Genomic DNA, 26,913 nt, shown 5'->3' on the forward strand with positions numbered 1-26,913 from the left:
AGGTGGTGGGCGTGGATCAGTCTCGGCTAATGACGATAAGGACGGTTGCGCGGGCGCCAACCCGCCGCACGTGGTGAACGAGGTGCCCCGGAAACTGCAGGAAATCTCCGGGGCCCATGACGACACTGCGGTCCGCGAACTTCACTTCGACGCGGCCCGTAATGACGTAGAGCGACTCCTCGCCGGAATGTTCTGCGTAGGTTGCCTCACTGAAGTGGGCCGGCGGCGTCATTAAGAAAGCTTCCGCCCGTCGGCCCGGCCCCGCTGGCGATAGGGATACAAAAGAGTATCCATGGACCGGATCCTCCTCCGGCTGCCGGTTCGCGGTACGAACCAGATGGATGTCCGAGTCCGCGACCTGTTCACCAAATAGCAGCGCCACGGGAATGTCCAAAGCACGAGAGAGCTTCATCACGGTTGCGATCGACGGTGCCTTGGCGTCTTTCTCGATCCGGGACAGGAAGCTTTTGTTCAGTCCCGTCGCGAGAGCCAGCTCGTCGAGTGTCATGTTCTTGTTGCGGCGCCAGGCACGCAAACGAGCGCCGATCCGTCCCGCCGGCAGCTGCTCTGAAACACTCGCTTCGAATTTGGTCGTCCGAATTGTCTTCTTGCTCATCATTCTTCATCACCGGACTGGCAGACCAGATTTCCACGATTTTTGTCTCCCCAAGCATCGTGGCGACTGAATGTGCTTTGTCAATGAACGAAGAGGTCCAGCGCGGAGCGGTAGGCCTCGCGCGCTCGTCATGAGCACACCTCGCCTTAGTCCGTTACAGCCGCGCCCTTTTCAATAGTGACGGGGTGATATATGGTTCCCGGCGGGCAACATGTTGTCCAACAGACTACGCGTGGAAAAAATTGTCAAGGCAGCCGGGGCCACTCAACTTCAACGGAGAAGAGATGACTGTCTATGAGAATGCATCAACGACAACCGCCGCAAAGCCGACCTCGAAGGGATGGGTTGTGGCCGCGACAGTGGTCGGAACAACCATCGAATGGTACGACTTTTTCATATTCGGGACGGCCTCCGCCCTGGTCTTTAGCAAGCTGTTCTTCCCCAGCATTGATCCCGTCAGCGGCACGCTGGCTTCTTTCGCGACCTTTGCCGTTGGGCTCTTTGCGCGACCGCTAGGCGGACTCGTTTTCGGACATTTCGGAGATAGGATCGGCCGAAAGAGTATGCTTCTCCTCAGCCTCTTCCTGATGGGCATCCCGACTGTTTTGATTGGCCTGCTCCCCACCTACTCTCAGATCGGTATCTGAGCGGCCGTGCTGCTCGTCCTTCTTCGTATCTGCCAGGGAATTGCCGTGGGCGGCGAATGGGGCGGCGCGGTACTGATCGCCGTCGAGCATGCCGATGGCAACAAGCGGTCGCTATTCGGCAGCTTGCCGCAGGCAGGCACTCCAGCCGGATTAATCCTGGCGACCTTGGTATTCGCCCATATGAGCTCCTTCTCAGAGAATGATTTTCTGGCTTGGGGATGGCGAGTGCCCTTCCTCGCGAGCATCGTCCTCATCCTGCTGGGAAGTTTTGTCCGATCGAAGGTTCCCGAGAGCCCGGTATTCTTGCAAGCCAAGAATGAAGGACAGACCGTCGCTATGCCGAGCGCTGAAGTCGTGAGCACGCATCTCCGCCCTCTTCTCCTGGCCGTGGGAGCGAAGCTGGCAGAGGTCACATTGTTCTATCTCGTCACGATCTTCATCCTTCAATATTCGACCGTCACCCTCGGTCTCTCGAGGGCTGAGGTATTGAATAGCATTCTCATTGCGGCAACCGTTGGACTGTTCGCAATTCCAATATATGGACATTTCGGCGACAAGATCGGCGCCCGCACGATTTACGGCGTCGGCGGCATTCTGCTCGCGCTGTTTGCCATTCCGTTATTTCTGATGGTCAATACCAAGGATCCCCTATTGATCCGCCTCGGTATCGTCGTCTCCTTAGGCCTTATCTATCCAACAATGTTCGGGCTTCAGCCCGCGCTGTATTCGGCTCAATTCCCGCCCGGGGTTCGCTACAGTGGCATGTCGCTCGGCGTTCAGATCGCGGCTGCAATTGGCGGAGGCCTTGCCCCTATCATCGCAACCACGCTGCTGACCACGACGGGCAGCACGTTGGCCATCGGCTTCTATTTGGGAGGGCTGGCCCTGTTGGCTGCCGCTTGCGCCTTTTCGATGAAACCATCGAAATAGACGATACCAAAACACCGGAGCCTTCTCGCGAAATGCTGGCGCGTTGTTCTGCGCGCCAGCATTGCGGCACGCTCGTGCTATCCGGCTCGAGTGCGGCCTCTTTGTGCCGCACGATCGGCCAGCGATCCGCCTCGCCCGCAATCGGCCGTTGCGATCGCCCCGCGGCCTCTACTCAATCTCAACGGTCGCATCAACGACCGACGCTCCAGAGCTCGGTGCGGCTCGCAGGGGAAAGGATTGGCTGGACATAGACGCCTTCGGGCCGAGGTCGGCAGCTTGATCAGGGTCCCACCGCCCAGCGTCGTGGAATGGCGGGATGGTGATAGCCGGCGAAGGCGCGATCGTCTTCGGCTACGTGAATGCCCTGCCGATTTTCCTCATGGCCGACCTCGCGCTGATGATATCAGGATAGCGGCGCGGGGGCCACCGCGCCCAGCATAGCGGACCCGAGAAGCACAGGCTCGGGTGAGGTTGTCGTTGCCACGACTTGTCCAGTCGCATCGGCCAGAGGCTGAAGCGCCAACTCACTCTGGCCCGCACCGCCGCTGACGATAATCGTGTCGATTGGCCCGCCCTTCTCGTGCAGCGATCGCACCATTTGTCGGGTCCCGTAGCCAAGCCCGCACATCCTGGCGAGATACAAGGTGACTAGGCTGTCGAGCTCGTTTTCCCTCCCAAGGCCGGCGATCAATCCTCGCGCGTCCGGATCCGCAAACGGCGAACGGTTACCAATAAATTCAGGCACGACATGCAAATCGCCGATGAGATCAAACCGCGGCGGAAGCCCGCCTTATCGCTCCGCCCAATCGACAGCGAATTGCTGAGGCCGCTCCCATTGCCCTCGCCAGTTTCGAAGCCTCTTCTGGGGTGAGATGCATGCGGCCAAATGATCGATCGCGGCGCCGGCTGCGGACTTACCACCTTCGTTCAACCACAGGCCGGGCAGCATGGCGAAAAATAAGGCCTTCCGTACGAAGGCTCCTTCATTGATCGACGACATCGTGCAGGCCGAGGTGCCGAACACATAGGCCACGTGGGTCAGCAGGTTTCCCGGATCACCGCGGCGGACTGTTCCGACACCGCTGGCATGGCGTCGATCAGCCCCGCGGCACGGCCGATGGCGGCAACACTTGGTTCGTATCACGGCATGCTTAGCATATGACGTGTGCAGTAGCTGTTCCTGTTCAACGCCGCCTCGCAGATCGGAGCTAGGGGTGTAAAGCAAATCCGCACTTATCTCGCTTCGGAGAGCCGCATGCTAGACAGGTGAATGTAGCTCGCCCATGCTTGCAAAGTTCTCATTTGTCGAAGAGTTCTGCGACAACGCAGACTAGCCCAAAAATCAGGGCTTGGTAGCGTTTGTGGGGGAGGATGCATGCTTCAAGGAAGCCAAATCGCGTTCATTCGGGAAGCCCAGTCTGGCTGATCCAGACCTGGCCGAAAGACACCTGAGTGGCAATTCTCGCCATAGATGAATCGATTTACCCGCGACGTCGGATCTGTCCGTGCTCGCGCCGCGGGGCCATATCCGCACCTGCTGATCAGCTAAAACTCACATGAGAAGCGCTCCAAAGCAGCCCGGCGGTCTGCGGACGCCCAGAAGAGGAGGAAGAAGGGGATGAAGTTTAGGACATTTCTCGGCGCGGCCGCCGTCCTAGCGCTCGCTGGTGCCTCGGCGCCAGCCGCCGATAAGGATGCCGCCGACATCGCGGTCGAAGCCGCAAAGAAGTATGCGGGAACGACGATCAGCATCGTCTGGGAGGCCGGTCTTCAATCGCTCGACCCGCTGAACTATTCAGGCCCGAAATGGGAGAAGCTCACCGGGATCAAGGTCAAGGTGGTCGAAGTGCCCACCGACCAGATGTTCACCAAGATCATGCAGGATTTCAGATCGGGCGCCGGCGCCTATGACGCGCTGAACGTCATTCCGTCCTGGATGCCTGACCTTGCGCGCGCTGGCGCGCTCGAGGCTCTCGACAAGTATGTCGACAAGTTCGGCTATCGCGACGAGTTGCAGGACATCGCGACCGCGTATCGCGACAACCAGATGCAGTATGACGGGAAGATTTACGGCTTTCCGGACGACGGCGACGTGATGCTGCTTTACTATCGCAAAGACATCTTCGAGGATCCGAAGATGAAGGAAGAGTTCAAGGCCAAGTTCGGCTACGAACTCGCGCCGCCAAAGGACTGGAAGCAGTTCGACGAGATCGGCCAGTTCATCACCGACAAGATGGCGCCCAAGGTTTACGGTGCCGGCTTCTTCCGCACAGCGCCCTATCCGCAATACATGTTTCAGGAACGCTTCCGCATGGAAGGCGGCAAGTTCTTCAATGCCGACACCTTGAAGGCGACGGTGAATAGTGACATCGGCCTCAAGGTGTTCAAACAAATGCTGGCGGAAAACAAGTTCATGCCGCCGGGCGTTGAGCAGTGGAATTTCGTCGACAATCTCGCCGCGTTCCTCCAGGGCACCACCGCGATGACGATCTCCTGGCCGCCCTATGGACGGTGGGCCGCTGGCTACGGTTCGGGCGAGGAAGCGTTGAAATGGGTGCCCAAATCGCAGGTCGCCGGCAAGGTCGGCTACGCACTCACGCCTCTCGGCCGTCCGGAGCTCGGCGTCGGTTTCGACTTGTCGGTGTCGGCGACCAGCAAGAACAAGGAGGCCGCCTATCTCTTCATTCAATGGCTGAACAGCAAGAAGACCAGCCTCGAGCGCGTCCAGCTCCCCTATACGCTGCGCGATCCGTTCCGGCTGTCGCACTACGCGAGCGAAAAATACCGTGCGCTCTGGCCCGACGCTCCCGCCTATCTCGATACGATCAAGACTTCCGGCGAGAAGGGCCTGCTTGATCTCTCCCTGCTGCAACAGGACAAGTACGACGAAGCAGTGACCAAGGCGATCTCCAGCCTCTGGGCGGGCGAAGATCCCAAGGCTATCCTCGATCGTCTGGCGCAACAATTCGACGCCATCACCGAGAAGGTCGGCATCGACAATCAAAAAGCGGTCTACAAGGTCTGGGCGGCAAAGCCCGGCGCTTATCCCCAATAGCTGCCTTGGACACCGCACGGGAGGCGTAGCCCTCCCGTGCTGTGCTGTTTCCTGGACTGATGATGACGCTTTCCGCAAGTCTCAAGGGTGCCGAACAACGTCGGCCTAGCCGCCTCGGGCGCATGCTCGAGGACCGCCTGCCCTATCTCATCGTCGCGCCGGCCATTCTGATCCTTCTCCTGGTCGGCTTGTTTCCCCTGATCTATTCGCTGATCGTGAGCTTTCAGCGCATCACGATGACCGAGAACGACACGTCCTTCGTTGGCCTCTTGAACTATGCGGAGCTGTTCAGGGATGCTCGCCTCTGGGCCTCGCTCGGCCACACTGCCATCATCACCGCGATCGCCCTGCCCCTCGAGCTGCTGATCGGCTTCCTGATGGCGCAGCTTTTCATCGATCGCATGCCCGGACGCCAGCTCTTCGTCGCACTGCTGGTGCTTCCGACGGTGATCTCTCCGATCGTCGCGGGAGCGACCTGGCGGTTGATGTTCGACGTTCGCTTCGGTCCAGTCGGTCAGATCCTGAGCTTCATTGCGGGCGAGCCGGTGCGAATCCTTTGGACGGTCAATTCTGCCTACGTCTATCCGGCGATCATCGTCTGCGAAGTCTGGCAATGGTCGCCGTTCATGTTCCTGCTGCTGCTCGCAGCCTTGTCGAACGTCGACCAATCGCAGCTCGAAGCTGCGGAACTCGACGGCGCATCATACTTTCGCGTGCTTCGCGCAATCGTTCTGCCGGCGATCGCGCCCGTTGTCGCCGTGGCCTGCCTGATCCGGGGCCTGGACCTCGTCCGCATCTTCGACATCATCTGGGCTCTTACCGAAGGCGGCCCGGGCTCGATGACCGAGACCATCTCGCTCTACACCTATGTGCAGGGCTTCTCGCAATTCGAGACGAGCTATACGGCCGCGATCTCGTTCCTGGTGATTGCGCTGCTGACGCTCGTCACCACCCTGGTCCTCAAGCGCATGGTGCTTGCGCGATGAGGATCGCCAAGCTTCCAGCGAGAAAAGCCCGCATCCTGGCGCTTCGCTATGTCGGCGCCAGCGTCGTAACCCTGCTGTTTCTGTTTCCGGTCTACTGGCTGTTCATGATTTCGTTCAAGACGCCGGACGAGATCTATCATGTGCCGCCCTTGTGGATTCCCGGTCAGATCCAGTTCTCGAACTATTACGTGCTGTTCAAGGACGGGGACGTCCTTGCCATTCTGAACAGTCTGATCGTCGCCGGCGTCAGCTCCGGCATTGCGATCGTTCTTGGGACGCTCTGCGCCTACAGCCTAGCCCGGTTCGGCACCGGCGGCGAGAACCTCGCAATGTGGATCATCTCCCAGCGCATGATCCCACCAATTGCGGTCGTCTTTCCGATTTTCCTGATCTACGTCTATTTTGGTCTCGTCGACGGCTATTTCGGGCTGATCCTGCTCTACACGGCGTTCAATCTCCCCTACGTGATCTGGATGATGCGCGGCTACATCGTCGACGTTCCGCTGGAGCTCGAAGAAAGCGCGCTCGTGGACGGCCTGAATCGATGGGAAGTGATCTGGAAAGTTGTCTTTCCGATGGTCCGTCCGGGGCTCATGGCGACGTCGGTCTTCACCTTCGTCTTCGCCTGGAATGACTTCCTCTTCGCGCTGGTGCTCACGCGTACCGAGGTCATCACCTTTCCCGTCATGCTGACGCACTACTTCGGCGGACAATCGAATTTCTGGGCAAAGATCGCGGCAATGTCGGTCCTTGGTACGTTGCCGATCTTCGTCGCGGTCTCGGTGATGCAGCGCTATCTCGTGCGCGGCATCTCTCTGGGCGCAGTCAAAGGTTAAGGAGAGCGAAGTGGCTGACGTCAAGCTGTCCGGGGTGCACAAATATTACGGCAACGTGCACGCGGTTCGGGGTGTGGATCTTACCATCACCGACGGCGAATTCGCAGTGCTTGTAGGGCCGTCCGGCTGCGGCAAGAGCACACTCTTACGAACGATAGCCGGTCTTGAAGACCCGGATGACGGGACGATCACCATCGGCGGCGCAGTGGTCAACGATCTGCGCCCGCGCGAGCGCAACATCGCGATGGTGTTTCAAAATTACGCGCTCTACCCCTATTTGACCGTCAACGAGAACATCGGGTTCGGTTTGCGCGCCCGCAAGACTCCAGAGATGGAGATCAGGAAGCGGGTCAGCGAAGCCGCCGAAATGCTCGGCATCGGCAATCTTCTTCAGCGCTATCCTCGGCAGCTCTCCGGCGGACAGCGTCAGCGGGTCGCCATCGGCCGGGCCATCGTCCGCAAGGCGGACCTGTTCCTGTTCGACGAGCCGCTCTCAAATCTCGACGCCCAATTGCGCGATGAGATGCGGACCGAGATCAAGCGCCTGCACCACGAAATCACGACGACGATGATCTACGTCACCCACGATCAGGTCGAGGCGATGACGCTGGCCGACCGCATCGTGCTGCTCCGTGATGGAAAAATCGAGCAGCAAGGGGCTCCGCTTGAACTGTTCGAGCAGCCCCGTACGGGTTTTGTGGCCGGCTTCCTCGGATCTCCGTCGATCAACCTCATCCCGGCGACCCTCAAGACCAACGGCGGCGTTGCTGCAGTTGTGTTTCGGCCTGGTGATTCGCTGACACTTCCGCCCGCAAAGGCCACATTAGTCACCCGCGAGGATGGACGGGAGGTTCTCGTCGGCATTCGTCCCCAGCACCTCATCCGGGCTGGCGGCGGACCTTTGCGCGACGGAGTGGTATCTTATTCAGCCGTCGCCGATCTCATTCAGCCGACTGGGACCCGTACATTCGCCACCATCAAGATCGGCGGAGTGGATGCGGTTGCCGAGCTGCAAGCTCATGACGTCAGCAGCCATGGCGAGCGGATCGATCTCGCCATCGACCTCAATCGTGTGGTGCTGATCGATCCGGCCAGCGGCCTGGTCATCGCCTAGCGAGCGCCAACAATCTGGAAAACGGGAGGAAACAATGGCGTCGAGACTCTTTGCCACCGGGATCGGAGCGCCCGAGGGCCCGGTGTGCCTGCCGGACGGATCAATGTACGTCACGGAGATGTCCCAATCGACCCTTTGCATTACGCGGCTTGACCGTCGCGGCAATCGCAGGGTGATCCGGACGACGGGCGGTCGTCCAAACGGATTGACGACCGATGGCCACGAACGGATCTGGATCGCAGAAGCCGGTCTTCGGGCGCTGATTTGCATCGACGAAAGCGGAAACGAGATCCGGCGCATGCAGGGCGAAGGTGCGGACCGCTTTCTGTTCCCGAACGATCTCTGCTTCGGTCCGAATGGACTGCTCTACATGACCGACTCCGGCATGGCTGCTGAGGATTTCATCAACGGGCAAGCCTTCGTCGACGACTATATGAATCTTGATTGGGACGGCCGTGTGTATGAGATCGATCCAGCGGCGATGAAAGTCCTGCGCGTGCTCGATCGCAAGATCCGGTTCACCAACGGCATTGCCTTCGGTCCCGACAATCAGCTCTATGCCAACGCGTCCTTCACCGGCGAGATCTACCGATACGACGTGCTCGGCGAAGCCTCGCCGAAACGTGCGGTCTTCGGCAACGTCCTGCAGCCTGATTCCAATCCTGACTTCAAAGGGCCGGACGGTATGGCCTTCGGGACGAATGGCCGCCTCTATTGCACGGTCTACAACCAGAAGAACGTCACGGTGCTGGACCGACGGGGCGAAGTGGTCGACCGGCTGATCCTGGATGGGCCGCAGCCGACGAATTGTGCCTTTACACTCGAGGGCAAGAAGCTGCGTGTCACTGAAGTCGGCAAGGGCCAGGTCGAGGAGATCGATATGCCCTGCGAAGGCCTGCCGCTGTATCTGCCGAAATTCGCCTGACGAGGCGCCTCACGGTTTTGTCCCGCGAGGCGTTCCGCCGAGGCTCAAAGGAAGCCGATCGATAGCCAGGGCACGGCTGCGACGATCAGGGTGCCGATCAAGAGCGCGATCATGTAGCCCACGATCGGCTTCATTCCCTCGTCCGGGTTGATCCGGCTGATCGCGCAGGCCGCGTAGTAACCGACGCCGAAGGGTGGCGCGAACAGCCCGATTCCCATCGCGAGAACGACCACCATCGCGTAGTGGACGTCATGTACCCCCACCTGCCGCGCGATGGGGAACAGGAGCGGGCCGAACAAAACGATGGCCGGGATCCCTTCCAGCACGCTGCCCAGGATCACGAAGGTCACGATCGTTACCGCGAGGAAGACAGGGACGCCGCCGGGAAGGCTGGTCATGAACTTTGCAAGAGAGGCAGAAAATCCCGACTGGGTCAGCGCCCAGGCCATGCCCGTCGCCGCGCCGATGATGAGCAGGATCGCCCCCGACAGCGAGGCCGTCTCGACCAGCATCGGATAGATGCGGCGCCAGTCGAACTGCCGGTAGATGAAGAGACCCGCGCAGGCCGAATAGAGGATCCCGATGGTCGAGACCTCCGTTGCCGTCGCAATGCCTTCAACGACGGCAGTCCGGATCACGAATGGCAGTGCGATGGCGAGAATTGCAATCACGAAAGCCCGGCCAATCTGCCGCCCTGTGGCTCGTTTGACGTGAGACAGATCCTCGCGGCGGTATCGCCACCTAACGACGGCGACGAGCATGACCGCGAGCACCACGCCGGGGAGCAATCCTCCGGTGAACAGTGCCGAGATCGACACGCCCGTCACCGAGCCGATCGTGATCAGCACCAGTGACGGCGGAATCGTTTCGGTCTGCGCCCCCGTCGCGGCCAGGAGCGCAACGAGATCGCCGGGCTTGGCCCCACGCTGCCGCATCTCGGGAAACAGCACCGGAGCCACCGCAGCCATGTCCGCCGCCTTGGAACCGGAGATGCCGGAGACCAGATACATCGCCCCGACGAGCACGTAGTGCAGCCCGCCGCGCACATGGCCCAGAAGGCTTGCCAGGAAGCTGACCATGGCACGCGCCATACCCGTCATCTCGATCAGAAGGCCGAGAAAGACGAAGAGAGGCACGGCAAGCAGGATCAGGTGGCTCATGCCCTCATCCATCCGTCCGATCATCACCACGTCGGGCGTGCTGGTTGTCAGGGCGAGATAGCCGACCGTGGCGAGGCCAAATGCGAACGCGATCGGCACGGCCGCAAAAACCATCGCGCCGACCACGAAAACGAAGAAGATCAGAAGATTCAGATTGCCGAGCGGCTTCAACACCGGCGCGAGCAGAACGAACGTCGCGATGATGCCTGCGACGATCGCCAGAGAAGTCAGCAAGCTGCGCAGGTTCGCGATGCGGATGAGCCGGAGGACGGCTGCGACCAGCATCAGCCCGATCCCGATCGGCAGCGCTGCGGCACGCCAGGTGTTGACGATCTCGAGCGCCGGGGTCGTGACGAAGGCCTCGTCGGCGGCGAATTCATAGGCCGGCCAAACGACGAGCACGAGAAATGCCAGCGACGCCGCAGCCGCTATGACATCCAGGAACGCGCGACGGTCCGCACTGAGAACGCCGACGATGGCGGTCATCCGCATGTGCTCGCCGCGCTGGAACGCAATCACCGATCCGAGCATGGCGAGCCAGAGGAAGAGAATGCCGGCAAGTTCATCCGACCAGACGATCGGCGAACGGAATACGTATCTGGCTACGATGCCTGCGGAGAGGACCGTGATCTCGGCCGTTACGAGTAACGCGGCCGGTACTGCGACGACGTGACCGAGCACCGTATTCGCTTTTACTATCCAACTGCGCGAGCCTGCTTGAGACGCGCTGGCCGCCATACCGGCGTCCGCGTGCGGCGTATGGCTCACGCTGGTCATGATAGCTGACCCGCGGCTTTTTCGAGCTGGCACCACGCCTCCTCGCCAAACTTGCTCTTCCAGTCGGCGTAGAAGCTGGTCTTGGACAACGCTTGGCGGAAGGCGGCACGATCGACGTCGATGAACTTGAGGCCCTTGGCCGAGAGATCGGTTCGCAGCGATTGGCTGAGCTTTGCGATGTCGGCGCGCTGATCGACGGCAGAGCGGTCGAGCTCGCGCGTCACGATCTCCTGCACGTCCTTCGGCAGTCGCTCGACGGCGCGCTTGTTGCCGAGGATCCAGTAGCCGTCCCAGACGTGCCCGGTCAGGCTGCATGTGCTTTGCACCTCATAGAGACGCGCGGTCGCGATAATCGGCAGCGGATTCTCCTGACCGTCGACGACCTTGGTCTGCAACGCGGAATAGACCTCGTTGAAGTTGATCGGCGTCGGCCCGGCTCCGAGCGCCTTGAACAGTGAGGTCAGCAGCGGCGCGGGCGGAACACGGATCTGGAAATTCTTCAGATCATCCGGCGTTCGCACCTCGCGGCCGGACGAGGTCACCTGACGAAAACCGTTGTCCCAGGGCTTCGACACCGCCATGATCGGCGTCTTGGCAATCTGCGCCCGGATAAAGGCGCCGAGGTCGCCGTCCATCGCCTTCCATACGCTGTCGTAGTCGGCGAACGCGAAGCCGGTGTTCACGATGCCCGCGCTTGGCACCAGCGTGGCAAGGATCGAGGACGATTGATTGAAGAACTCGACGCCGCCGCTGCGAACCTGGGTCAGGAGCTCGGTGTCGGAGCCGAGCTGATTGGCCGGGAACAGCCTGATCTCCAGCCGGCCGCTCGTCGCTTCGCGGATACGGTCGATCGCCTCTTGCGCCCGAATATTCACCGGATGGGTCGGATCCTGTCCGGTCGCGAACTTGTAGACGAACTCGGCGGCAGATGCCGGACGGGTCAGAATCCCGCAGAGTGGTACGGCCGTGGCCGCCATCAACAGCGAACGGCGGCTGATGCTTCCGGGCTTCGATACTGTCATGTTGTCCTCCTGCTCCATCATTGACGTTGCTGCCCGCTGCATCAGCGCACGCTGGCGTGCAGCCTTCCGGGCTCTTCGTTCACCGACTCTCGACCGCCGGCATTTGGTGCAAGAGCCATCGCTCGCCGCCGCAACATGCGACGGGCGTAGCTCCTCACTCGGGCTTGGCTGGGTTGGCGCTTAGCGCCGGTGCACTAAAGCCACTGTTTGATCTGCCGTGCGACCTCTGCGGTGGAAATCCCGTAGCGGTCGTGCAGTGTCGGAAGCGCGCCGGCGTCAAGAAATTCGTCCGGCAATGCGATCTGGCGGAAAGGCGGATGGACGCCTGAACGCATCAGAAGTGCGGCAACCGCCTCGCCAAGACCGCCAATCGTTGTGTGGTTCTCGGCAACGACGACAAGGCGGCCCGGCTTGCCGGCTTCACGCAAGATCGTGTCGGCATCCAGCGGCTTGATGGTTGGAACATGCAGCACCGCGATATCGACACTGTCGCCCCTCAAGGTTTGCGCGGCTTCGAGCGCACGCATGGTCATGATGCCGGATGAGATGACCAGGGCGTCCTTCCCGTCGCGGATCAGCTTGGCCTTGCCGAGCTCGAACTTGTAATCATATTCGTCCAGCACGACCGGCACCTGGCCGCGCAGCAGGCGCATGTAGACCGGTCCCTGATGCGCCGCGATGGCAGGCACCAGCTGCTCGATTTCGTGGGCATCGCAGGGATCGATGACTGTCATGTTCGGCATGGCGCGAAACAGCGCGAGGTCCTCCGCGGCCTGATGACTCGGGCCGTAGCCCGAGGTCAGGCCCGGCAATGCGCAGACGATCTTCACGTTGCGGTCTTCCTCCGCAATGGTCTGATGTATGAAGTCGTAAGCCCGCCGCGATGCGAACACCGCGTAGGTTGTCGCGAATGGCATGAAGCCTTCTGCGGCAAGGCCGGATGCTGCGCCGAACAGGAGCTGCTCGGCCATGCCCATCTGGTAATAGCGGTCCGGGAACTCCTTTGCGAAGATGTGCATATCGGTGTATTTGCCGAGATCGGCCGTCATGCCGACCACCTCAGGGCGGTGGCGCGCGAGTTCGACGAGCGCGTGTCCAAAGGGCGCTGGCTTCGTCTTCTGCCCCTCGGCCGCGATCGATGCAATCATGGCCGAGGTGGTCAGGCGCGGCTTGCCCGGCTGCGGTGCTGATCTGACGGTCTTCATGCCTGCCTCCCGGCTTCCAGCGCGGCAAGCGCGAGCTGCCATTCGTGCGGCTCGACGCGGATGAAATGGCTCTTCTCGCGCTGCTCGAGGAAGGGAACACCCTTCCCCATCAGCGTGTCAGCGACGATCATTCGCGGCTTGAGTTCGGGATGGGATCTGGCCGCGTCGAAGGCGGCAACCACGTCATTGAGATCGTTGCCGTTGACGCGCTGCACGAACCAGCCGAACGCCTGAAGCTTGTCGACCAGCGGCTCGAACGCCATGACCTGCGTGGAAGGACCGTCCGCCTGCTGATTGTTGACGTCGACGATGCCGATCACATTGTCGAGCTTGTAGTGGCCTGCCGACTGGATGGCCTCCCAGACCGAGCCTTCATCAAGCTCGCCGTCCGAGAACAAGGTGTACACCCGCGCCTCGGATTTCTTACGCCTGAGCCCAAGGCCGATGCCGACAGCAATGCTGAGTCCAAGTCCGAGCGAGCCGCCCGACATTTCCATTCCCGGCGTGTAAGACGCCATGCCCGACATCGGCAGGCGGCTCTCGTCGCTGCCATAAGTTTCGAGTTCTTCCTCGGGGACAATCCCCGCCTCGATCAAAGCCGCGTAGAGCGCGATGGCGTAGTGCCCGTTTGAGAGAAGGAAGCGGTCGCGTCCTTCCCAGGACGGATCTTCCGGCCGATAGCGCATCGCATGAAAATAGGCGACGGCGAGAACGTCAGAGATGTCGAGCGCCTGTGCGATATAGCCCTGGCCCTGGACTTCACCCATGCGCAGCGCATTGCGGCGAATGTTGTAGGCCCGGTCGGCCAGCTTGGGGGTGTTCGCAAGCGTGTTGGTCGTGGTTTCCATCGATCTGACCTCGTCTTGCCGGCTCAGTGGATCAGCATGCCGCCGTTGACGTCGATTACGGCGCCGGTCACGTAAGCGGAAAGATCCGAGGCCAGGAAGGTGTAGATGCCGGCAACGTCTTCCGCCGTGCCGAGACGGTTGAGCGGAATGCCTTCCAGGATCTTCACCCTCATCTCGTCGGTCAGCTTGCCCGCGGTGATATCGGTGCCGATCAGACCGGGCGTGACGCAGTTGACGCGAATGCCATCCGGGCCGAACTCACGGGCCATCGCCTTGGCAAGACCAAGCACACCGGCTTTCGCCGCGGAGTAGTGCGGGCCGCCAAAAATTCCTCCGCCGCGCTGGGCCGAGACGGACGACATGCATGCGATCGATCCAGACTTCCGTGCGCGCATATGCGGGATCACCGCCTGGGAGAGAAACAAAATGCCCTTGAGATTGACGTCCTGAATGCGATCCCAATCGGCCGCCGAAATCTCCAGGAACTTGACCGGCTGGGTGATGCCCGCATTGTTGATCAAAACATCGATACCGCCGAAGGCTTCGATCACGCGGGCGACCGCCTGCTCGCAGGACGACTTGTCGGCGACGTTGCACCCTAGCCCAATGTGGGAGGTTCCAAGCGACGTCGCAGCATCCGCGGCAGCGCCAGCGTCAATGTCCAGAATGGCGACCCGAGCGCCCTCGCCGGCGAACCGCCGGGCGGTGGCAAGCCCGATCCCGCGCGGCGAGGCTGCGCCCGAAATGATGGCCGTCTTACCGCTGAGCAGCATCAGTTCCTCCCACGAATTTATTCTTCCTTGGCAAGGCAAGGAATGACCCGCGGAGGATCAACGGACAAGCGCGCAGTTGTCACGGACCGATGAATCTGGTTCACTTGTGGGATGCTGTCGAATATCCCCATATCGGCAATTCGCGCCTTTGAAGCGGCCGCCCGCACTGGATCGTTTCGCGATGCGGCGAATGAGCTTCACCTGACGCCAAGCGCCGTCAGTCACGCGATCCGCAAGCTGGAAGGCACGCTTCGAACCGTTCTGTTCGAGCGCAGTTCGCGGTCTGTGCGGCTCACGCCGGCCGGCGAGAATCTGATGCGCCACACGGGAGCAGCGTTCGACCAGCTCCGCCGTGGCCTGGAGGAAGTCGCCGCGCGCGGGCCACAATTGGTGCGCGTCCATTCCGCGCCCAGCTTTGCCGCGCAATGGCTGGCGCCACGGCTTGCGCAGTTTCTCGCCGCCTACCCGAAGCTCGAAGTTCGACTGGCTGCAAACACCGACTACGCACGCTTCAGCAATGATGATTTCGATATCGACATCGTCTACGGTCCGCCGCGCGCGGAAGGTGTCGAAATTGTTCCTCTGCCGGAGGAGACGGTCACGCCGCTCTGCTCGCCTTCGCTCGCAAAATCGATACGAAAGGCTGCCGATCTGCTCGATCAGACGCTCATCCGCTCCGACGTCAAGCGGGTGCAGTGGCACCAATGGTTCACCGCAAATGGCTTGGAAGCACCTGCGCTTCACGGCATGAGATTCGACCGGAGCTTTCTTGCGATTGCGACGGCTGCCGAGGGGTTGGGCGTAGCGCTGGAATCGACCCTCCTGGCCGAGCGCGAACTCGCGAGCGGACGATTGGTCGCTCCGCTGGCACGACGCGCTAACGATATCCGCTACGTTGGTCACCGCCTGATCTACCCGCGCGCCAGCCGACAGAGATCGGCGGTACGAGCCTTCGCAGATTGGCTCATGGCGCAACTCGGTGGCGAAGGCGCGGCACCACCGAGCTAACGTGATCGCAGAGAAACGGCGCCGAACTCGGTCCGAACTGTTTACGTTTATACGTTTTATAGCGATCGACGAGTACCGAAGCGCTCCCGACCTGGAAGAAGCCCGCGATGCATCGGACGTCGATTGGCCTGCCGATCGCCACGTGCGCGAGGGCAGCTACTTCTTCGACAAGGCCCACGGATTGATGCAGGTCGTCGACGGCGAGCCCGTCGTGGTGAAAGCGCGCAACGGCCGCAGCGCCGAGGGCATCCCGGAAAAGCATGTGCGCATCATCCGGAAGCCGATCCCGGTCCGCGACTCCGTGCGCGAGGTGTTGAAGGCGCAGGAGCTCGACCGACCGTGGAAGAACGCCCAGGTCAGGCTGCGCATCGCCTAGTCGAACTTCGCCCGCGACTCCGGCCCGATCAACTTCACCACCGTCTCCATGGTGGAGGATGAAGAGAGTGGCGAGGTGCGCGAGACGCACCGCCGGCCGAACATCCAGCCCTTCCTCGACGACCCGGACTGCTGGCTCGTCGCCTCGATCGAGGACTACGACCTCGAGACGAACACCGCGAAGGCCGGGCCGATCGGTGATCGCGCCGGCGGCGGCCCGGAAATCACCAGCGCGGCAGACGCGCTCGCGGTCGTCCTCAACGAGCGCGGCTGCATCGACATCGACCACATCGCCGAGCTTCTGCACGGGACTGCGACGACGTCGTCGCTGAACTCGCCAGCGCCGTTTTCCGCGACCCCGCGAACGGCTCGTGGCAGACGGCGGACTCCTACCGGCAGGGTGTTAGCTGCCTGCTCCAGCGCGTTTTCTTCAAGCGACGGCGTGCTCGCTTGCAGTTCCCCCTCGTCACAGTCCGCCGATCCTAGGAGTGCTCAAACCAGCAATGCTACGGACTACAAACTGAACGTCCGCTTCCGAGCCATCTAGCATGACCAATTCGCACCGGCGAAACGCCAATCCAGTTCGGGAAAGTAGCAAGAAAAAGTGTCGTGATTTGAGCACGTCTGGAGACCCGTCAACGCGTAAGCGGGCGCCAGTTTCGGAAATCTCAACGAGAACGCAATCGCGCCACCATTTTCCATTTACCCCCAAAAGGGTGACCCAATGCTCTCGTTCGAAACGCACGCGCTTTGTTGGTCGCTTGCTCCAAAGCATCAAGATCACACCGCTCAGCGGCGCCTTCAAATCATTTCGTCAGAAAAGAAGCCGAAGAGCTGTTTGCGAGCGACATCAAGCCGGCCACGCTGGCAAGTCGGCAGTCGAAAGAGAATTATTGCCTTTGACCTCAGAGGCAATGCGAGGTCTTGAATTACTTAAGCTTCACAATAAAGCGAAGAGGCTCGAACATAGGAGTATAGTCCCGCTGCAGTCAGCGCTAGGAGCGCGCCGGAAGCACAATTGTTTGCGCATGAGCGCCCCTGGTTGGGGTCCTGGATAGCAACAGACCTTTCCTGCGCCCGCGCCGTCAGTTCTTATCCTGATTTTGCACAGCTTTCCGGCTGTTGCGCCTGGAAAATGCATTTTTTGAGCACCACACAAGGCTACTCGGCCGTGTTGCGGCACGAATAATCGTTATTGCTTTCGGCTCAGCAAACGGGACCTGAAGAGCGGCGCGATATTATGCGCGCGACGCGCGTCGTTTGGCCCGGGTGTGAGGGGTTTCATATTTGCGATATGGATTCTGAAGTAAATCTTGGTCATGACTCGGTCTCTGAGTTTCCTCGTGGTTTTTGCGATCATCCTGGCAGCGCGCGGGCAGCAGCAAGAGCAATTCGTGTTGCGCCCGACTGCGGCCATGCCGCCGGTCAACGTACCCTGAGCGCAAGTGCACGGAACGTGTCGGCGCGATGATGATCATTTGGGGCACTTATTTGGTCAATCAGATCCGGCGGGCCATCCGCCGGCGGAGATCGTGAGAGTCCAGCATCGTTGCGCCGACCTCGTTAGCCATCAGTGACCCTGGAGGACCGGCGCCGCCCCAGTCGTTCGGGCTCACGCCGGCGTAGTTCGACAGGAAGAGATCCTGCCGGCACTGGCGATGGCAGCTCAGGAGCTCTCGTGTCCTCTGGTTGGAGTTGGTGCGCACTAGGGCGCGGCTCCATCAGCTCGAGCACCGCTCGTCCCTTTTCCGTGATGCGCCACCCTCCATGCAAGCGCTCGACGAGTTGCTGCGTAAAAAGGTCGAGCTCGGGCACACGGGCGCCCATTCGTTTGGTACGCGCCGCCCAATCCGGACCGCCCGTGGCCAAAATGGCCATGTCTCGCTTGAGGTCCGGCATGGATGCGAAGCCGTTCGGGTAGCTCACAAGGATCTTCAACACCGTGACCTGGAAATTCACATGAGCACTATCGTCTTGTCCGTATCTAGCGCCACATGGTTGGCGCGGAGCGAAGAGCTTGCATTGCGACCTGCCGAAGGCGCTCCGCCGTGATCTCACCTTTGTTGGCGGCCTCCAAGATCTTGGAAGCGACATGGGCCCGAGTGCCGGTTTCGCTGCCGGGCAGACTGTCGCAAACCTCCTCAAGAACAGCACGCAGAAGCGCAGTGGTCGTTGCGTCCAACACTTGGCGACTCCGCAAGGCGCAAAGAATGGTAGCAGAGAAAGCACGGTGAACCCCTCAAAGAGACTACTAGCTGATTCCAAAGTCGAGTATGAACTTCACCACAGTCCTCGTTGCTCGTTGATTGCCCAAGACGTTGCTGCCATGCCCTCGAAGCAGGCCAGTTGTGCTGGTCTGGCTCCGCCACGCCAGTGCTGGAGGAACGCCTCCGTGATGGTATTCAGCGCTGGAGGGGCTCTTTTTGACGATTTTCGCCGCGATGTCCGTGCGATGTCTGGCCACTTGCCAGAGCGTCTATTTTCTACCACACGGCGAATCCATCTCCGGAGCAGCCGCAGCGGGCGTTCCGGACAGACAGACCATCGGTGTTTATGTCCGATCGTTTTTCCGTCTTTGAGATTTCCTTAACGCCGTGGGCGAAGCTGGTCATGGGCCGTCAGCACGAGCGAGGGCACCGCCGGTTATCCCACGGAAAGGCCAATGCCGAAATGCATCTTCTGCGATAACGAGCTCACGCCGGAACCAAGCCCGAGCACGTGCTTCTCAGCGCACTCGGCGGGCGGATGACCGCCATGGCCGAGCGCTACGTTAATCAGGCCCGCGAACGCGAGTTCGCCAGGATTGTCCGGGACGCTTGTCACAACGCGGCATCACGGGAGATGTCGATCCCATTCCCGTCGACAGGCTCGAAGAGATCGCAAGCGAAGTCGCTGCAAGAGCCTCGGCGCACTCAATCGGTCTCCCGTACGAGGATACGCTCAACTGGGAGCGCCTACGCGAACTGCTTCGCGTAGCGCACGGCGAGTCTGAGTAGGTAGCCAACCTCAATCTTCCTTCGCTCGCCTGCCCAGCGCATTAAGTCTCGGCGGTTGCTGGTAACGATCCCTCGCGCGGGTGAGGCTTACGGGCAGACGGGTCCCTGTCGCGAAAGCCAAGGTTAACGAGCTCACGCGCGGTAAGAAGAACGAGCGACGGGATAAAGTCCATGCGCCATGTCCGGGAAGGAATCGATGGCTCGCGGCCCAAGATCAAGTTCGGTGCCCATGCCGCTTGAAAAACGCTTCGCGCTGAAGCACTACCCATGCGTCGCGAACGTGCCCTCAAGGAGCCGCGGGGTTATTACCTGCAACAACTGGAACAGTCGGCTGCGGCGCATATTTAGCGGCGAAGTCCGAGCAGAGCCTGTTTCGATATTCGGCAGGCAAGGACGCGAGCACCGATGCGGCAGCCGCCGCCCTTGCGTCTCCCTTCGATTTCACGGTCAGGTAGGCGATCAACCGATGAAGGGTGAGAAAGATGGAGAAAAAATTCCGCGTATTGACGTAGAAGCAATGATTGCCTTCCAGGCTGCCCTCCCGGTCCTGCCGATGCCGCTGAACGATTGCTGTTCCCGCATCAAAGTCGGTGACAGCAAAATTGCCATCACCGAGCGGCGTGAATAAGGGAGGATTGCTGAGAAACTTGCTCAGGTCGAGCTCCTGTCCGCGCACAGCCCTGATCAGCGACATTCGATCCGCCATGGAGATGTTGCGGCGAACTTGAAATCCTTTCTGCAATTCAATGGCGCACACGACGTAGCGCGGAAGGCGAGTAGATTCCATTGCCTTTCCTTGAGCGGCCGGCGTGCACAGATCCTGCTTGACGAGCTGAGCCAGATGGGCAAGCGCGCCGGACACCCCGACCGCCTTCCCCTTCAGGAGCAGAGGAGCAGGATCTTTCTGACGGAGCTTGATTCCAATATCCAGCAGGTCGTCAAACTCATCGCCTGCAGGAAGGTCCATCTCGAGCAGGGACGACCACCCGAACGGCCAAAGCCAGATCGTCGACCGCACTTTCCGGTTCGTGTTCCACACGGCTCCATTTAGCGTTAAATCGAGATTCTTGGGCCTGCAGCGTACCGGCCACACAAAATCGCTGGCTTCTCCAAACGGAGTTATACTTCCTGGTACATTGCTAGCGACCGTCTGATAGCGCGGCCAAAGGTGATTCCGTCGCAGATCGAGTTCATTATTCAGAGGAAGCAGGACCAGGTTCGCAAGTTCGATCTTGGTGCCGCGGGTGCGCATCTGGCGGAAATCAGAAGCGGACCAAAGGAAATGGACCCTTGGATCGAAATCGGCCCCAACGAACGGCTGCGACCAGAGATGAACGTCAAAAACACAATAAACCACGCGCGCCATTTCAAATTCCTCGCAAGCGCCGCATCGGGGGTGACCACCTTCTATTGACCGTTTACCGTTTGTCTTCTCGCCCTTGGCGCGATATTCTCACAACGCTGTACAGCTGGGCTACGTGCCCAAAGATGCCGCCACTGCTTGCCACACAAGGCGAGCAAGGCGGCAACTATCTCCTGGGGCCGGCCGCAAGGCCGGTCCCAGCCGCATCATTTGGTCACGATGACAGGTTTGCTCTCTTTAAGCTCATCTCGCATGACCGCCAAACGCACGGCCTTCTCATCGAAGTACTTACCAATCGTATTCGTTGCTTTGAGACCGCCAGCGTCGTCCGGTTCCTTGACCGGATCATCCATTTCCGGCTGAATCTTCCACCAGGCAGCTTTTCTCATGAGTTTGACGAACTTGTTCTTTCTGACCAATTCCTCCGCTTTCGATCGCTTCGTCTCGTCGGATATCTTGAGCTTAAACCATCCGAGCAAAATCTTGCCGCCGTCGTACGTGGGCACTGCAAGCGAACCGAAAAACTGCTTATCGCCCTGGATCATCATGACGGGCTCGAAGTTGCCCCCGGCAGCGCGCAAAGCTTTCCGGAGCATTCTGCCGGGACTGTCAGTTTCCTGGACAACGCGGGCTTTGCGCCATTGACTGGCTATAAATGACAAACTTGCAAAACGACGGCTGCAATGAAAGCAAGCGCGATCGCAGCGCCACAGAGCGCGAGAAACGCAATCGCACTTACACTTGATCCGATCCCTGCGAAACGCAGCTGCAAGGAAGGAAATCCAAGCGCCGCCAGAAGGAACAAGAGAACCGAGATAAAAATGCTGAGTGTGACGGACTCCGTCGCACCGAGTTCTACTTTCCATTTGGGAGCGAATAATCGCAAAATCATCAAGAAAAGCGTGCCGGGAATGATGTACGACGCAAGACGCAGCGAAACACCGCCAACGCTTTCCGTTCCGAATAGGCCGATGCTCAACTTCTTTTCCGCAACAAGCGCGCCGGCAGTCGTTTTGTTGTCCTTCACGTTCTGAAGTGAATAGCTGAGACCGAACCCCAGATTCTCGTCACGCTCTTCGATGCTGGAATCTGCCTTCAGGCACAATTTGTTCCGCACCAGCGTCGAACCGGGCTCAACGCTGCCGAGAACTATAGTGTCTTTTGTGGAGCACACGCCGCTTGTGTCGAGGGTGCCGACTTTCAAGAAGGTCGGCCCAAACAAGCTGAGACCCGCATCGATTATCCTGGCCTCGGTCGCATTCTCGATCCACACGTTGAAGCTCATCGTCTGGCCGGCGAGAATTTCATTGCGCTCTAGAATAACCGTCAACGCCGGCTTGCCGGGAGCATCGGCCGAGGCCGCAACGCCAGGAAGCACACAGGTCACCAGCTGAAGGACGATGGTCCAAAAAAAGCCACCCGGCCTACGATTTAAAAAAGAGCGCACGTGCCGCTCCCATTGAATTTCACGGTGCAGGCCCCGCGGCGCGTCACCGCATCAAATTGCGTTCTACTAAAGCTTGCAGTAAGCTAGACTTGCTCGGAGGGTAAGGCAAGCTCGTGCGGCAGCCTAGCCCAGCACCGCAAAATTGGCGCGAAAACGATCGAGCCCTTTTATGGCAACGACGCACCGCAGCCCGGTTCGCTTTTGAACGCGCTTGCCTGGTGTGGCCCCCCGGATACAACTCGACATTTTTCGTCAAGGCTCCTGCTACTCAGACTTGCCAAGACGGCATTACGGCCCGATCGTATCGGTTGCGACGAAAATCTATTGCGAGGAAAAACTTTTATCGGGAGACGGATATGGCCCCTCATCCTCCACCCTGCGCCGCCAATGAAGTCTTGTGGGGAAACCTGTGCTACCCCCGCATCGATGCGATCCGTATCGAGAGGGTCGGCGCCGACTACAAGTTCATCCTTGAGGAAGTGCCCGGCGAGCTGCTTCCCGGTTTAGCGGACAAAGCCGGCGATCAGGCCAATTTGCACGTCAAGAAGGCGGGCCCCGGTTTTGAGGTAACGATCACCTCGGTCCCGCACGGGGATGCGACCGATCTACTCAAGCAGCTGCGGCCTGATGAGCCGAACCTCAAGCTGCCAGACTGAGGCATGCCATAATGCTAAGTTTGTCCTTGAGGGTGTGCACGGCAGCGCTGCTCCTGACGATCCCCCTCGCCGGCTGCGGCCTTGTCCCGCCTACGCTCACAGAAGCGTGGGAGGCGCAAGATGTCGGCCCCGACATGGTGCTTAAGATAAAGCGCAATATTCTGTGCGAAACCATCAAGGGGATACGCAGGGTCAATCAAACTCCAACCGGATTCGGACCGCCGATACCGCCAGACTATGGCATTCAGTTGCAGTTGACCCTTAGCGTTGTGGAAAGCTCGGGCTTCACGCCGAACCTGACTTATAATCGTACGCTTACGAACGGATCGGAATCGGGCCTCTCGATCGGTAGGAGCTGGAGCGTAGGCCTTTCGGGAGAGCTTTCATCGACTGCAACACGAACGGATACAGCCTACTCCTACTGGAGTGTCGGCAGCATTGCGGGCCCCGGCAAGAACAAAGACATGTGCGACGAGCAGGCGTGGCCTATCGAACGAGACGCCAGCTCACTTCTCGTGAAGTCGGATTTGGGTATAGCGCGTTTTTTGGAGGACCACGTAAAGGCTGCCGATCTGCTCCATTCATCAAAGCCGCAGGGTGCGAAGAAGCCTGAAAAGATCGACGTTTACAGTTACGATCTGAAGTTCGTGGTTGTCTCCAGCGGCGGCGTAACCCCTCAATTCAAGCTTATTCCGCTGTCCGGCGGCGGAACGCCGATCCTGAACCTGAATCGCTCCCGCACACATGAGCTGCTGCTTACCTTCGGGCCAACGGGTCCCAATGGCTTCGCCCCGTCCCAAATCTCGTTTTACCAGCACATCAATACCCAACTGGGATCGACCCTCGCGCGCAGGCCTGGGCCCTAGAGGCGCCAGTTTATTAGCCGCAGTTGACTGCAGCAGCATCGCCGCGGGGAGCAAAGCGGACATCGCTTATACTTCCGCTCATGCCCGTTTTGACCGAGTAGCGCGGCGCTAGCGGCAAATGTCCGCGGGTACAGCCCTCCCGGTGCATGCGCTCCTCGAAGCGACTTCCGGTCGTCGCTTCACTCCGCACCGTTCAGGTCGGGCGCAAAAACATCGTGCGGAAGCGAGAAGTGCTCCACCCTCTTCGCCGGCTTGTTATTTAACAACAACCGAACGACGTCGGGGCGGGAGTAATGCCCCGCAGGGTCAGCCGCGTTCTTCGCTATGCCGATCGCGGCAAGATCGATAGTGGCATAGACGATCCCTACGCTGGTTTCAGGCAACTTCTCCGCGAGCGGACTGCCGTCAGGACCGTAGATTACGGCATGTCCGCCGCCCTCATGCACCAGGTTGCGCTTGTCCTCTGTATCGCACATCTCCTCGACCATCTCCCGGGAGATAACGGCGCAAGGCGCCAGCACGAAACAGGATCCTTTCGACCGCATAAATCTTGCTGACGGCATTGTTGGTCTCCCAGCCAAGCGCGTACGCAAAGGGCTCGTACATGGAGAGCGTTCGATGAACGCGCGGACCTGCGGCATGTAGCGTGGGACCGGCGGCCTGTTCTCCTTGCCCTTGCACTGCAGAAGCTCGTTGCCGTCCGCCTTCACGTCAAAGTGACATGCGCTTTGTTCTTTGCGTCGCGCAGCGAGTAGATGATCCGGCTACGGTCTTTGACGGCCGCGTCATACGCGCCCTGCCCGACGCAATGACCCATCATCGCGCTTTCGCGATCGAGCGCCGCCGGCGTCAAAAGACGCACGATCCGGCTGCCGTCGGCGAACGTCATCACCGATTCTTCGCCCTCGCCGTCGATATGGGGCGCGGCCGCCGCATTGAAAGCGAACCGCCGCATCGCCTTGTCGGCTTCAGCGATCGCCTGCGCGAGCGAGCCGATCTTAAGGAGCTTCAGCGGACGGCCTTGCTCGTCGCAGCGCTGCAGCCATTCTTCGTTGTTCACCCGCGCAGCTTCGATCCAGTCGGCAACGTGGCGCACACGCGCCTCGAGCGCGGCATTCGGCACGAAGCGATGAAACCTAACGCCGGACGCGAACTTCTCGCGCAGCCAGCCCGGTGCGTCAGGATCTTATTTTTCGAGAGGCTGAAGACCGTCCGGCCCATTGCGCAACGCGCGTTCCAGACAAATAGCCAGCAGTCGCGCTGTGGCCTGGTTCTGAGAACATCCGGCGAGGAAGGTATTGATTTCACCACTGTCGACTACGTTGTATTCCAAAAACGGCGTGGGGCAAAGCCCGGTAAAGGTTCAACAACGCCACGGTTATAACACGCGCGCTTTCCTGTTTTCCAGCAAATCCGTTAAATCATTGAATCGTTGGAAAATTGTTCTGCACAGCGAGATAGATATTAGTGCGTGCTCATAAGGATTCGGCGGCCTGGTGATCGAAAGACAACGGTCCGGCTTTAACGCCGGCGAAGGTGGCGCTTGCCGCCGTCAAGGGCGACCGGACGATCGCTCAACTGGCCGAGCAGTTCGACGTCCACCCCAATCAGATCACGGCCTGGAAGGCCCAATTGGAAGGCGGCGCGTGCGGAGGTTTTTGACCTGGCAGTGCTGCGCCCGCCGCGCCTGCGATCGACGTAAAGTCGCTGCACGCCAAGATCGGAGAGCTGACGCTGGAGAACGATTCCTAAGAAACGGCAGCACCAGCTTTCGGCTCCACGGGCTGGAGAACAAACCCGAATGCCTTGGCACGCCGATGCAGATTGTTGACGACCCGCGTGCGGTAGCGCGTCTCGTAGGATGAGCCCCCGGATCGACATACTCCATTCCGTGTCGCACCGCGTTGTAGAATAGGACTGCGATCTTGCGGGCCGTGGCGGTCACCGCCTTGGCCTTGCCGATGCGGGACGAGAGGCGCCTGTAAAAGGCGCCGAGCGCGGTGTCAGTGCGTCCGACGGTGACGGCAGCGAGGCGCAGAAGAGCCGCGGCCCGACCGCCGGATCGGCGCGTTCGTGACGAGAGCACTTTGCCGCCGGAGATCTTATTGCTCGGAGCCAACCCCAGCCAGGAGGTAAAATGCTTTGCACTTGGCCATGAGGTAAGGTCGTCGCCGCATTCCGCGATCAACTTCAGCGAAAGGTAAGGGCCGAGGCCGTCGATCATAGTGATGTCCTTTCCGAGCAACACGAACAGCGCCGCCCGCATGTCGAAAGCCAGAGCGTTCGCCTGATCGGTTCTGTTCCGAGGCCGCGAGACTGGCGGTGCTGATCCATGATCACGACCCCTGTGGGTGCTGAGTTCCTTCAACACAGCTTCGATCCGGACATCGCAGGCTGATGCCTTCTCGCGATAGGCGTCGTAAAGGGCGAGTGCCTGATCGAGCGCATAACAGATGCTCGGCACGGTAGCTACCGGTGAGCGCCTTCGCGATCGCCTCGGCGCTGGAGTGGCAGCTGTAATGGCGTAAGCACGCCAGCGCCTCAGGGTCGCGCTCGCCGGCAAGGATCGCGCGAATGATGCCCAGGCCGGTCGCACCGGTGATGTCGGCCACAACGTGGTGGAGTTGAAGATTCATCTCAGTCAATGCTTTCTGCATATGCTGGATGTGTGAAGCCGCGTACTCCAGCAGAAGCTCCCGCTGACGCACGTAGGCTCGCAGTTCGGCAATCTGCCCTTTGGGTCGAAAGCCGGCTCGCAGCAACCCGAACGAATGGAGCCGCTGCAGCCACTGCGCGTCGCTGACATCGGTCTTGCGCCCCGGCACGTGCTTGGCATCGCGCGCGTTGACAAGAAACACGGTGAACCCCCGTGCATCGAGAAGCTCGAAGATCGGGATCCAGTGGACACTGGTCGATTCCATGACGGCGGTCTCGACGCCGCATTCTGAAACCAGTCGACCAGCCGATGCAGATCAGCCGTGAAGGTACCAAAGCTGCGTACTGGCTCAGGTGCGCGATCTGCCCTGACGGCAGCCATGTGCATGGTCGCGCCAATGTCGATGGCAGCCGCGTTCGGGTGCACCATGGGCATCGTGCGGTCGGCCCTGGATTTCGATTTGTTGCGGTTCATCTCCAATCCTCCTGCTGACACGGCGGAAGGGCTGGGCTACGCAATTTATTCATATTCCTAGACGGGATCGCCGGGACGGCGTCACCACTCTCACGTACGCAACAGCCCATGGACCAGGTTTTCTAGCGGGGTCACATGCCACCAAAATCATATCGGCCGCTCCCTTCCGGCCGCAGTC

General features: G+C 60.2%; 21 protein-coding genes and 5 pseudogenes. 11 read left to right on the plus strand and 15 right to left on the minus strand.

The window, feature by feature from the left end; genetic code table 11:
* Window positions 1-16: 16 nt before the first annotated feature.
* Window positions 17-619 carry an XRE family transcriptional regulator gene (locus IVA75_RS27710; RefSeq protein ID WP_247285523.1) on the minus strand — a complete coding sequence of 201 codons (603 nt, stop codon included), beginning with the start codon at window positions 617-619 and terminating at the stop codon, window positions 17-19.
* Between the two features lie 281 nt (window positions 620-900).
* Here IVA75_RS27710 and IVA75_RS27715 point away from each other — a divergent pair.
* Window positions 901-2,193: pseudogene (locus IVA75_RS27715) on the plus strand (MFS transporter).
* 403 nt (window positions 2,194-2,596) lie between these two features.
* Here IVA75_RS27715 and IVA75_RS27720 read toward each other — a convergent pair.
* Complete coding sequence (locus IVA75_RS27720; RefSeq protein ID WP_247285521.1) at window positions 2,597-2,938, minus strand: FGGY-family carbohydrate kinase; 342 nt, start codon at window positions 2,936-2,938, stop codon at window positions 2,597-2,599.
* An 873-nt stretch (window positions 2,939-3,811) separates the two neighbouring features.
* Here IVA75_RS27720 and IVA75_RS27725 point away from each other — a divergent pair.
* From IVA75_RS27725 to IVA75_RS27745, 5 genes are all read left to right on the plus strand, one after another.
* Window positions 3,812-5,248 (plus strand): sugar ABC transporter substrate-binding protein, encoded by a 1,437-nt coding sequence (locus IVA75_RS27725; protein ID WP_018459017.1) that lies wholly within the window; start codon window positions 3,812-3,814, stop codon window positions 5,246-5,248.
* 62 nt (window positions 5,249-5,310) lie between these two features.
* On the plus strand, window positions 5,311-6,234 hold the full coding sequence (locus IVA75_RS27730; protein WP_247285519.1) for a sugar ABC transporter permease: 924 nt from the start codon (window positions 5,311-5,313) through the stop codon (window positions 6,232-6,234).
* Entirely contained in the window at window positions 6,231-7,070 is an 840-nt protein-coding gene (locus IVA75_RS27735; RefSeq protein ID WP_247285518.1) for a carbohydrate ABC transporter permease, read from the plus strand. Before IVA75_RS27730 ends, IVA75_RS27735 begins: the two co-directional genes overlap by 4 nt.
* Window positions 7,071-7,080: 10 nt before the next feature.
* The gene (locus IVA75_RS27740) at window positions 7,081-8,184 is read left to right on the plus strand and encodes an ABC transporter ATP-binding protein (protein ID WP_247285517.1); all 1,104 of its coding nucleotides are present in this window, start codon (window positions 7,081-7,083) and stop codon (window positions 8,182-8,184) included.
* 34 nt (window positions 8,185-8,218) lie between these two features.
* The gene (locus IVA75_RS27745; protein ID WP_247285516.1) at window positions 8,219-9,109 is read left to right on the plus strand and encodes an SMP-30/gluconolactonase/LRE family protein; all 891 of its coding nucleotides are present in this window, start codon (window positions 8,219-8,221) and stop codon (window positions 9,107-9,109) included.
* Between the two features lie 44 nt (window positions 9,110-9,153).
* Here IVA75_RS27745 and IVA75_RS27750 read toward each other — a convergent pair whose 3' ends face one another.
* The 5 genes from IVA75_RS27750 to IVA75_RS27770 form a co-directional block, all read right to left on the minus strand.
* Window positions 9,154-11,007, minus strand: coding sequence for a TRAP transporter large permease subunit (locus IVA75_RS27750; protein WP_247285609.1), 1,854 nt, complete (start codon window positions 11,005-11,007; stop codon window positions 9,154-9,156).
* 35 nt (window positions 11,008-11,042) lie between these two features.
* Complete coding sequence (locus IVA75_RS27755; RefSeq protein WP_247285515.1) at window positions 11,043-12,068, minus strand: TRAP transporter substrate-binding protein; 1,026 nt, start codon at window positions 12,066-12,068, stop codon at window positions 11,043-11,045.
* A 194-nt stretch (window positions 12,069-12,262) separates the two neighbouring features.
* Window positions 12,263-13,273 carry a transketolase family protein gene (locus IVA75_RS27760; protein WP_247285514.1) on the minus strand — a complete coding sequence of 337 codons (1,011 nt, stop codon included), beginning with the start codon at window positions 13,271-13,273 and terminating at the stop codon, window positions 12,263-12,265.
* Window positions 13,270-14,121 carry a transketolase gene (locus IVA75_RS27765; RefSeq protein ID WP_247285513.1) on the minus strand — a complete coding sequence of 284 codons (852 nt, stop codon included), beginning with the start codon at window positions 14,119-14,121 and terminating at the stop codon, window positions 13,270-13,272. Before IVA75_RS27765 ends, IVA75_RS27760 begins: the two co-directional genes overlap by 4 nt.
* Window positions 14,122-14,144: 23 nt before the next feature.
* The gene (locus IVA75_RS27770; RefSeq protein WP_247285511.1) at window positions 14,145-14,894 is read right to left on the minus strand and encodes a glucose 1-dehydrogenase; all 750 of its coding nucleotides are present in this window, start codon (window positions 14,892-14,894) and stop codon (window positions 14,145-14,147) included.
* A gap of 111 nt (window positions 14,895-15,005) precedes the next feature.
* On the opposite strand from IVA75_RS27770, the gene IVA75_RS27775 reads away from it, so the two are divergent.
* Window positions 15,006-15,902 (plus strand): LysR substrate-binding domain-containing protein, encoded by an 897-nt coding sequence (locus IVA75_RS27775; protein WP_247285509.1) that lies wholly within the window; start codon window positions 15,006-15,008, stop codon window positions 15,900-15,902.
* A 112-nt stretch (window positions 15,903-16,014) separates the two neighbouring features.
* Window positions 16,015-16,670: pseudogene (locus IVA75_RS27780) on the plus strand (lactate dehydrogenase); the annotation flags it as partial.
* A gap of 1,170 nt (window positions 16,671-17,840) precedes the next feature.
* On the opposite strand, the gene IVA75_RS27785 reads toward IVA75_RS27780, so the two are convergent.
* From IVA75_RS27785 to IVA75_RS27805, 5 genes are all read right to left on the minus strand, one after another.
* On the minus strand, window positions 17,841-18,236 hold the full coding sequence (locus tag IVA75_RS27785) for a hypothetical protein (protein WP_247285508.1): 396 nt from the start codon (window positions 18,234-18,236) through the stop codon (window positions 17,841-17,843).
* A gap of 25 nt (window positions 18,237-18,261) precedes the next feature.
* Window positions 18,262-18,462 (minus strand): hypothetical protein, encoded by a 201-nt coding sequence (locus tag IVA75_RS27790; protein WP_247285507.1) that lies wholly within the window; start codon window positions 18,460-18,462, stop codon window positions 18,262-18,264.
* A gap of 1,097 nt (window positions 18,463-19,559) precedes the next feature.
* On the minus strand, window positions 19,560-20,639 hold the full coding sequence (locus IVA75_RS27795; RefSeq protein WP_247285506.1) for a hypothetical protein: 1,080 nt from the start codon (window positions 20,637-20,639) through the stop codon (window positions 19,560-19,562).
* A gap of 203 nt (window positions 20,640-20,842) precedes the next feature.
* Window positions 20,843-21,184: a hypothetical protein gene (locus IVA75_RS27800; RefSeq protein ID WP_247285505.1), complete on the minus strand. Its 342-nt coding sequence runs from the start codon at window positions 21,182-21,184 to the stop codon at window positions 20,843-20,845.
* A 101-nt stretch (window positions 21,185-21,285) separates the two neighbouring features.
* Window positions 21,286-22,083 carry a hypothetical protein gene (locus IVA75_RS27805; protein WP_247285504.1) on the minus strand — a complete coding sequence of 266 codons (798 nt, stop codon included), beginning with the start codon at window positions 22,081-22,083 and terminating at the stop codon, window positions 21,286-21,288.
* A 356-nt stretch (window positions 22,084-22,439) separates the two neighbouring features.
* Between IVA75_RS27805 and IVA75_RS27810 the strand changes: the two genes are divergently transcribed.
* Complete coding sequence (locus IVA75_RS27810; RefSeq protein ID WP_247285503.1) at window positions 22,440-22,739, plus strand: hypothetical protein; 300 nt, start codon at window positions 22,440-22,442, stop codon at window positions 22,737-22,739.
* A gap of 11 nt (window positions 22,740-22,750) precedes the next feature.
* Window positions 22,751-23,605, plus strand: coding sequence for a hypothetical protein (locus tag IVA75_RS27815; protein WP_247285502.1), 855 nt, complete (start codon window positions 22,751-22,753; stop codon window positions 23,603-23,605).
* A 179-nt stretch (window positions 23,606-23,784) separates the two neighbouring features.
* On the opposite strand, the pseudogene IVA75_RS27820 reads toward IVA75_RS27815, so the two are convergent.
* Both IVA75_RS27820 and IVA75_RS27825 read right to left on the minus strand, forming a co-directional pair.
* A pseudogene (locus IVA75_RS27820) lies at window positions 23,785-24,220 on the minus strand (nitrilase-related carbon-nitrogen hydrolase); the annotation flags it as partial.
* A gap of 91 nt (window positions 24,221-24,311) precedes the next feature.
* Window positions 24,312-24,728, minus strand: coding sequence for a hypothetical protein (locus tag IVA75_RS27825; RefSeq protein ID WP_247285501.1), 417 nt, complete (start codon window positions 24,726-24,728; stop codon window positions 24,312-24,314).
* A gap of 413 nt (window positions 24,729-25,141) precedes the next feature.
* Here IVA75_RS27825 and IVA75_RS27830 point away from each other — a divergent pair.
* Window positions 25,142-25,351: pseudogene (locus tag IVA75_RS27830) on the plus strand (transposase); the annotation flags it as partial.
* Between the two features lie 2 nt (window positions 25,352-25,353).
* Here IVA75_RS27830 and IVA75_RS27835 read toward each other — a convergent pair.
* Window positions 25,354-26,735 (minus strand): annotated as a pseudogene (locus IVA75_RS27835) (IS110 family transposase).
* Window positions 26,736-26,913 lie beyond the last annotated feature (178 nt).

This window comes from Bradyrhizobium sp. 134 (assembly GCF_023074155.1).
Taxonomy (GTDB): Bacteria; Pseudomonadota; Alphaproteobacteria; order Rhizobiales; family Xanthobacteraceae; genus Bradyrhizobium.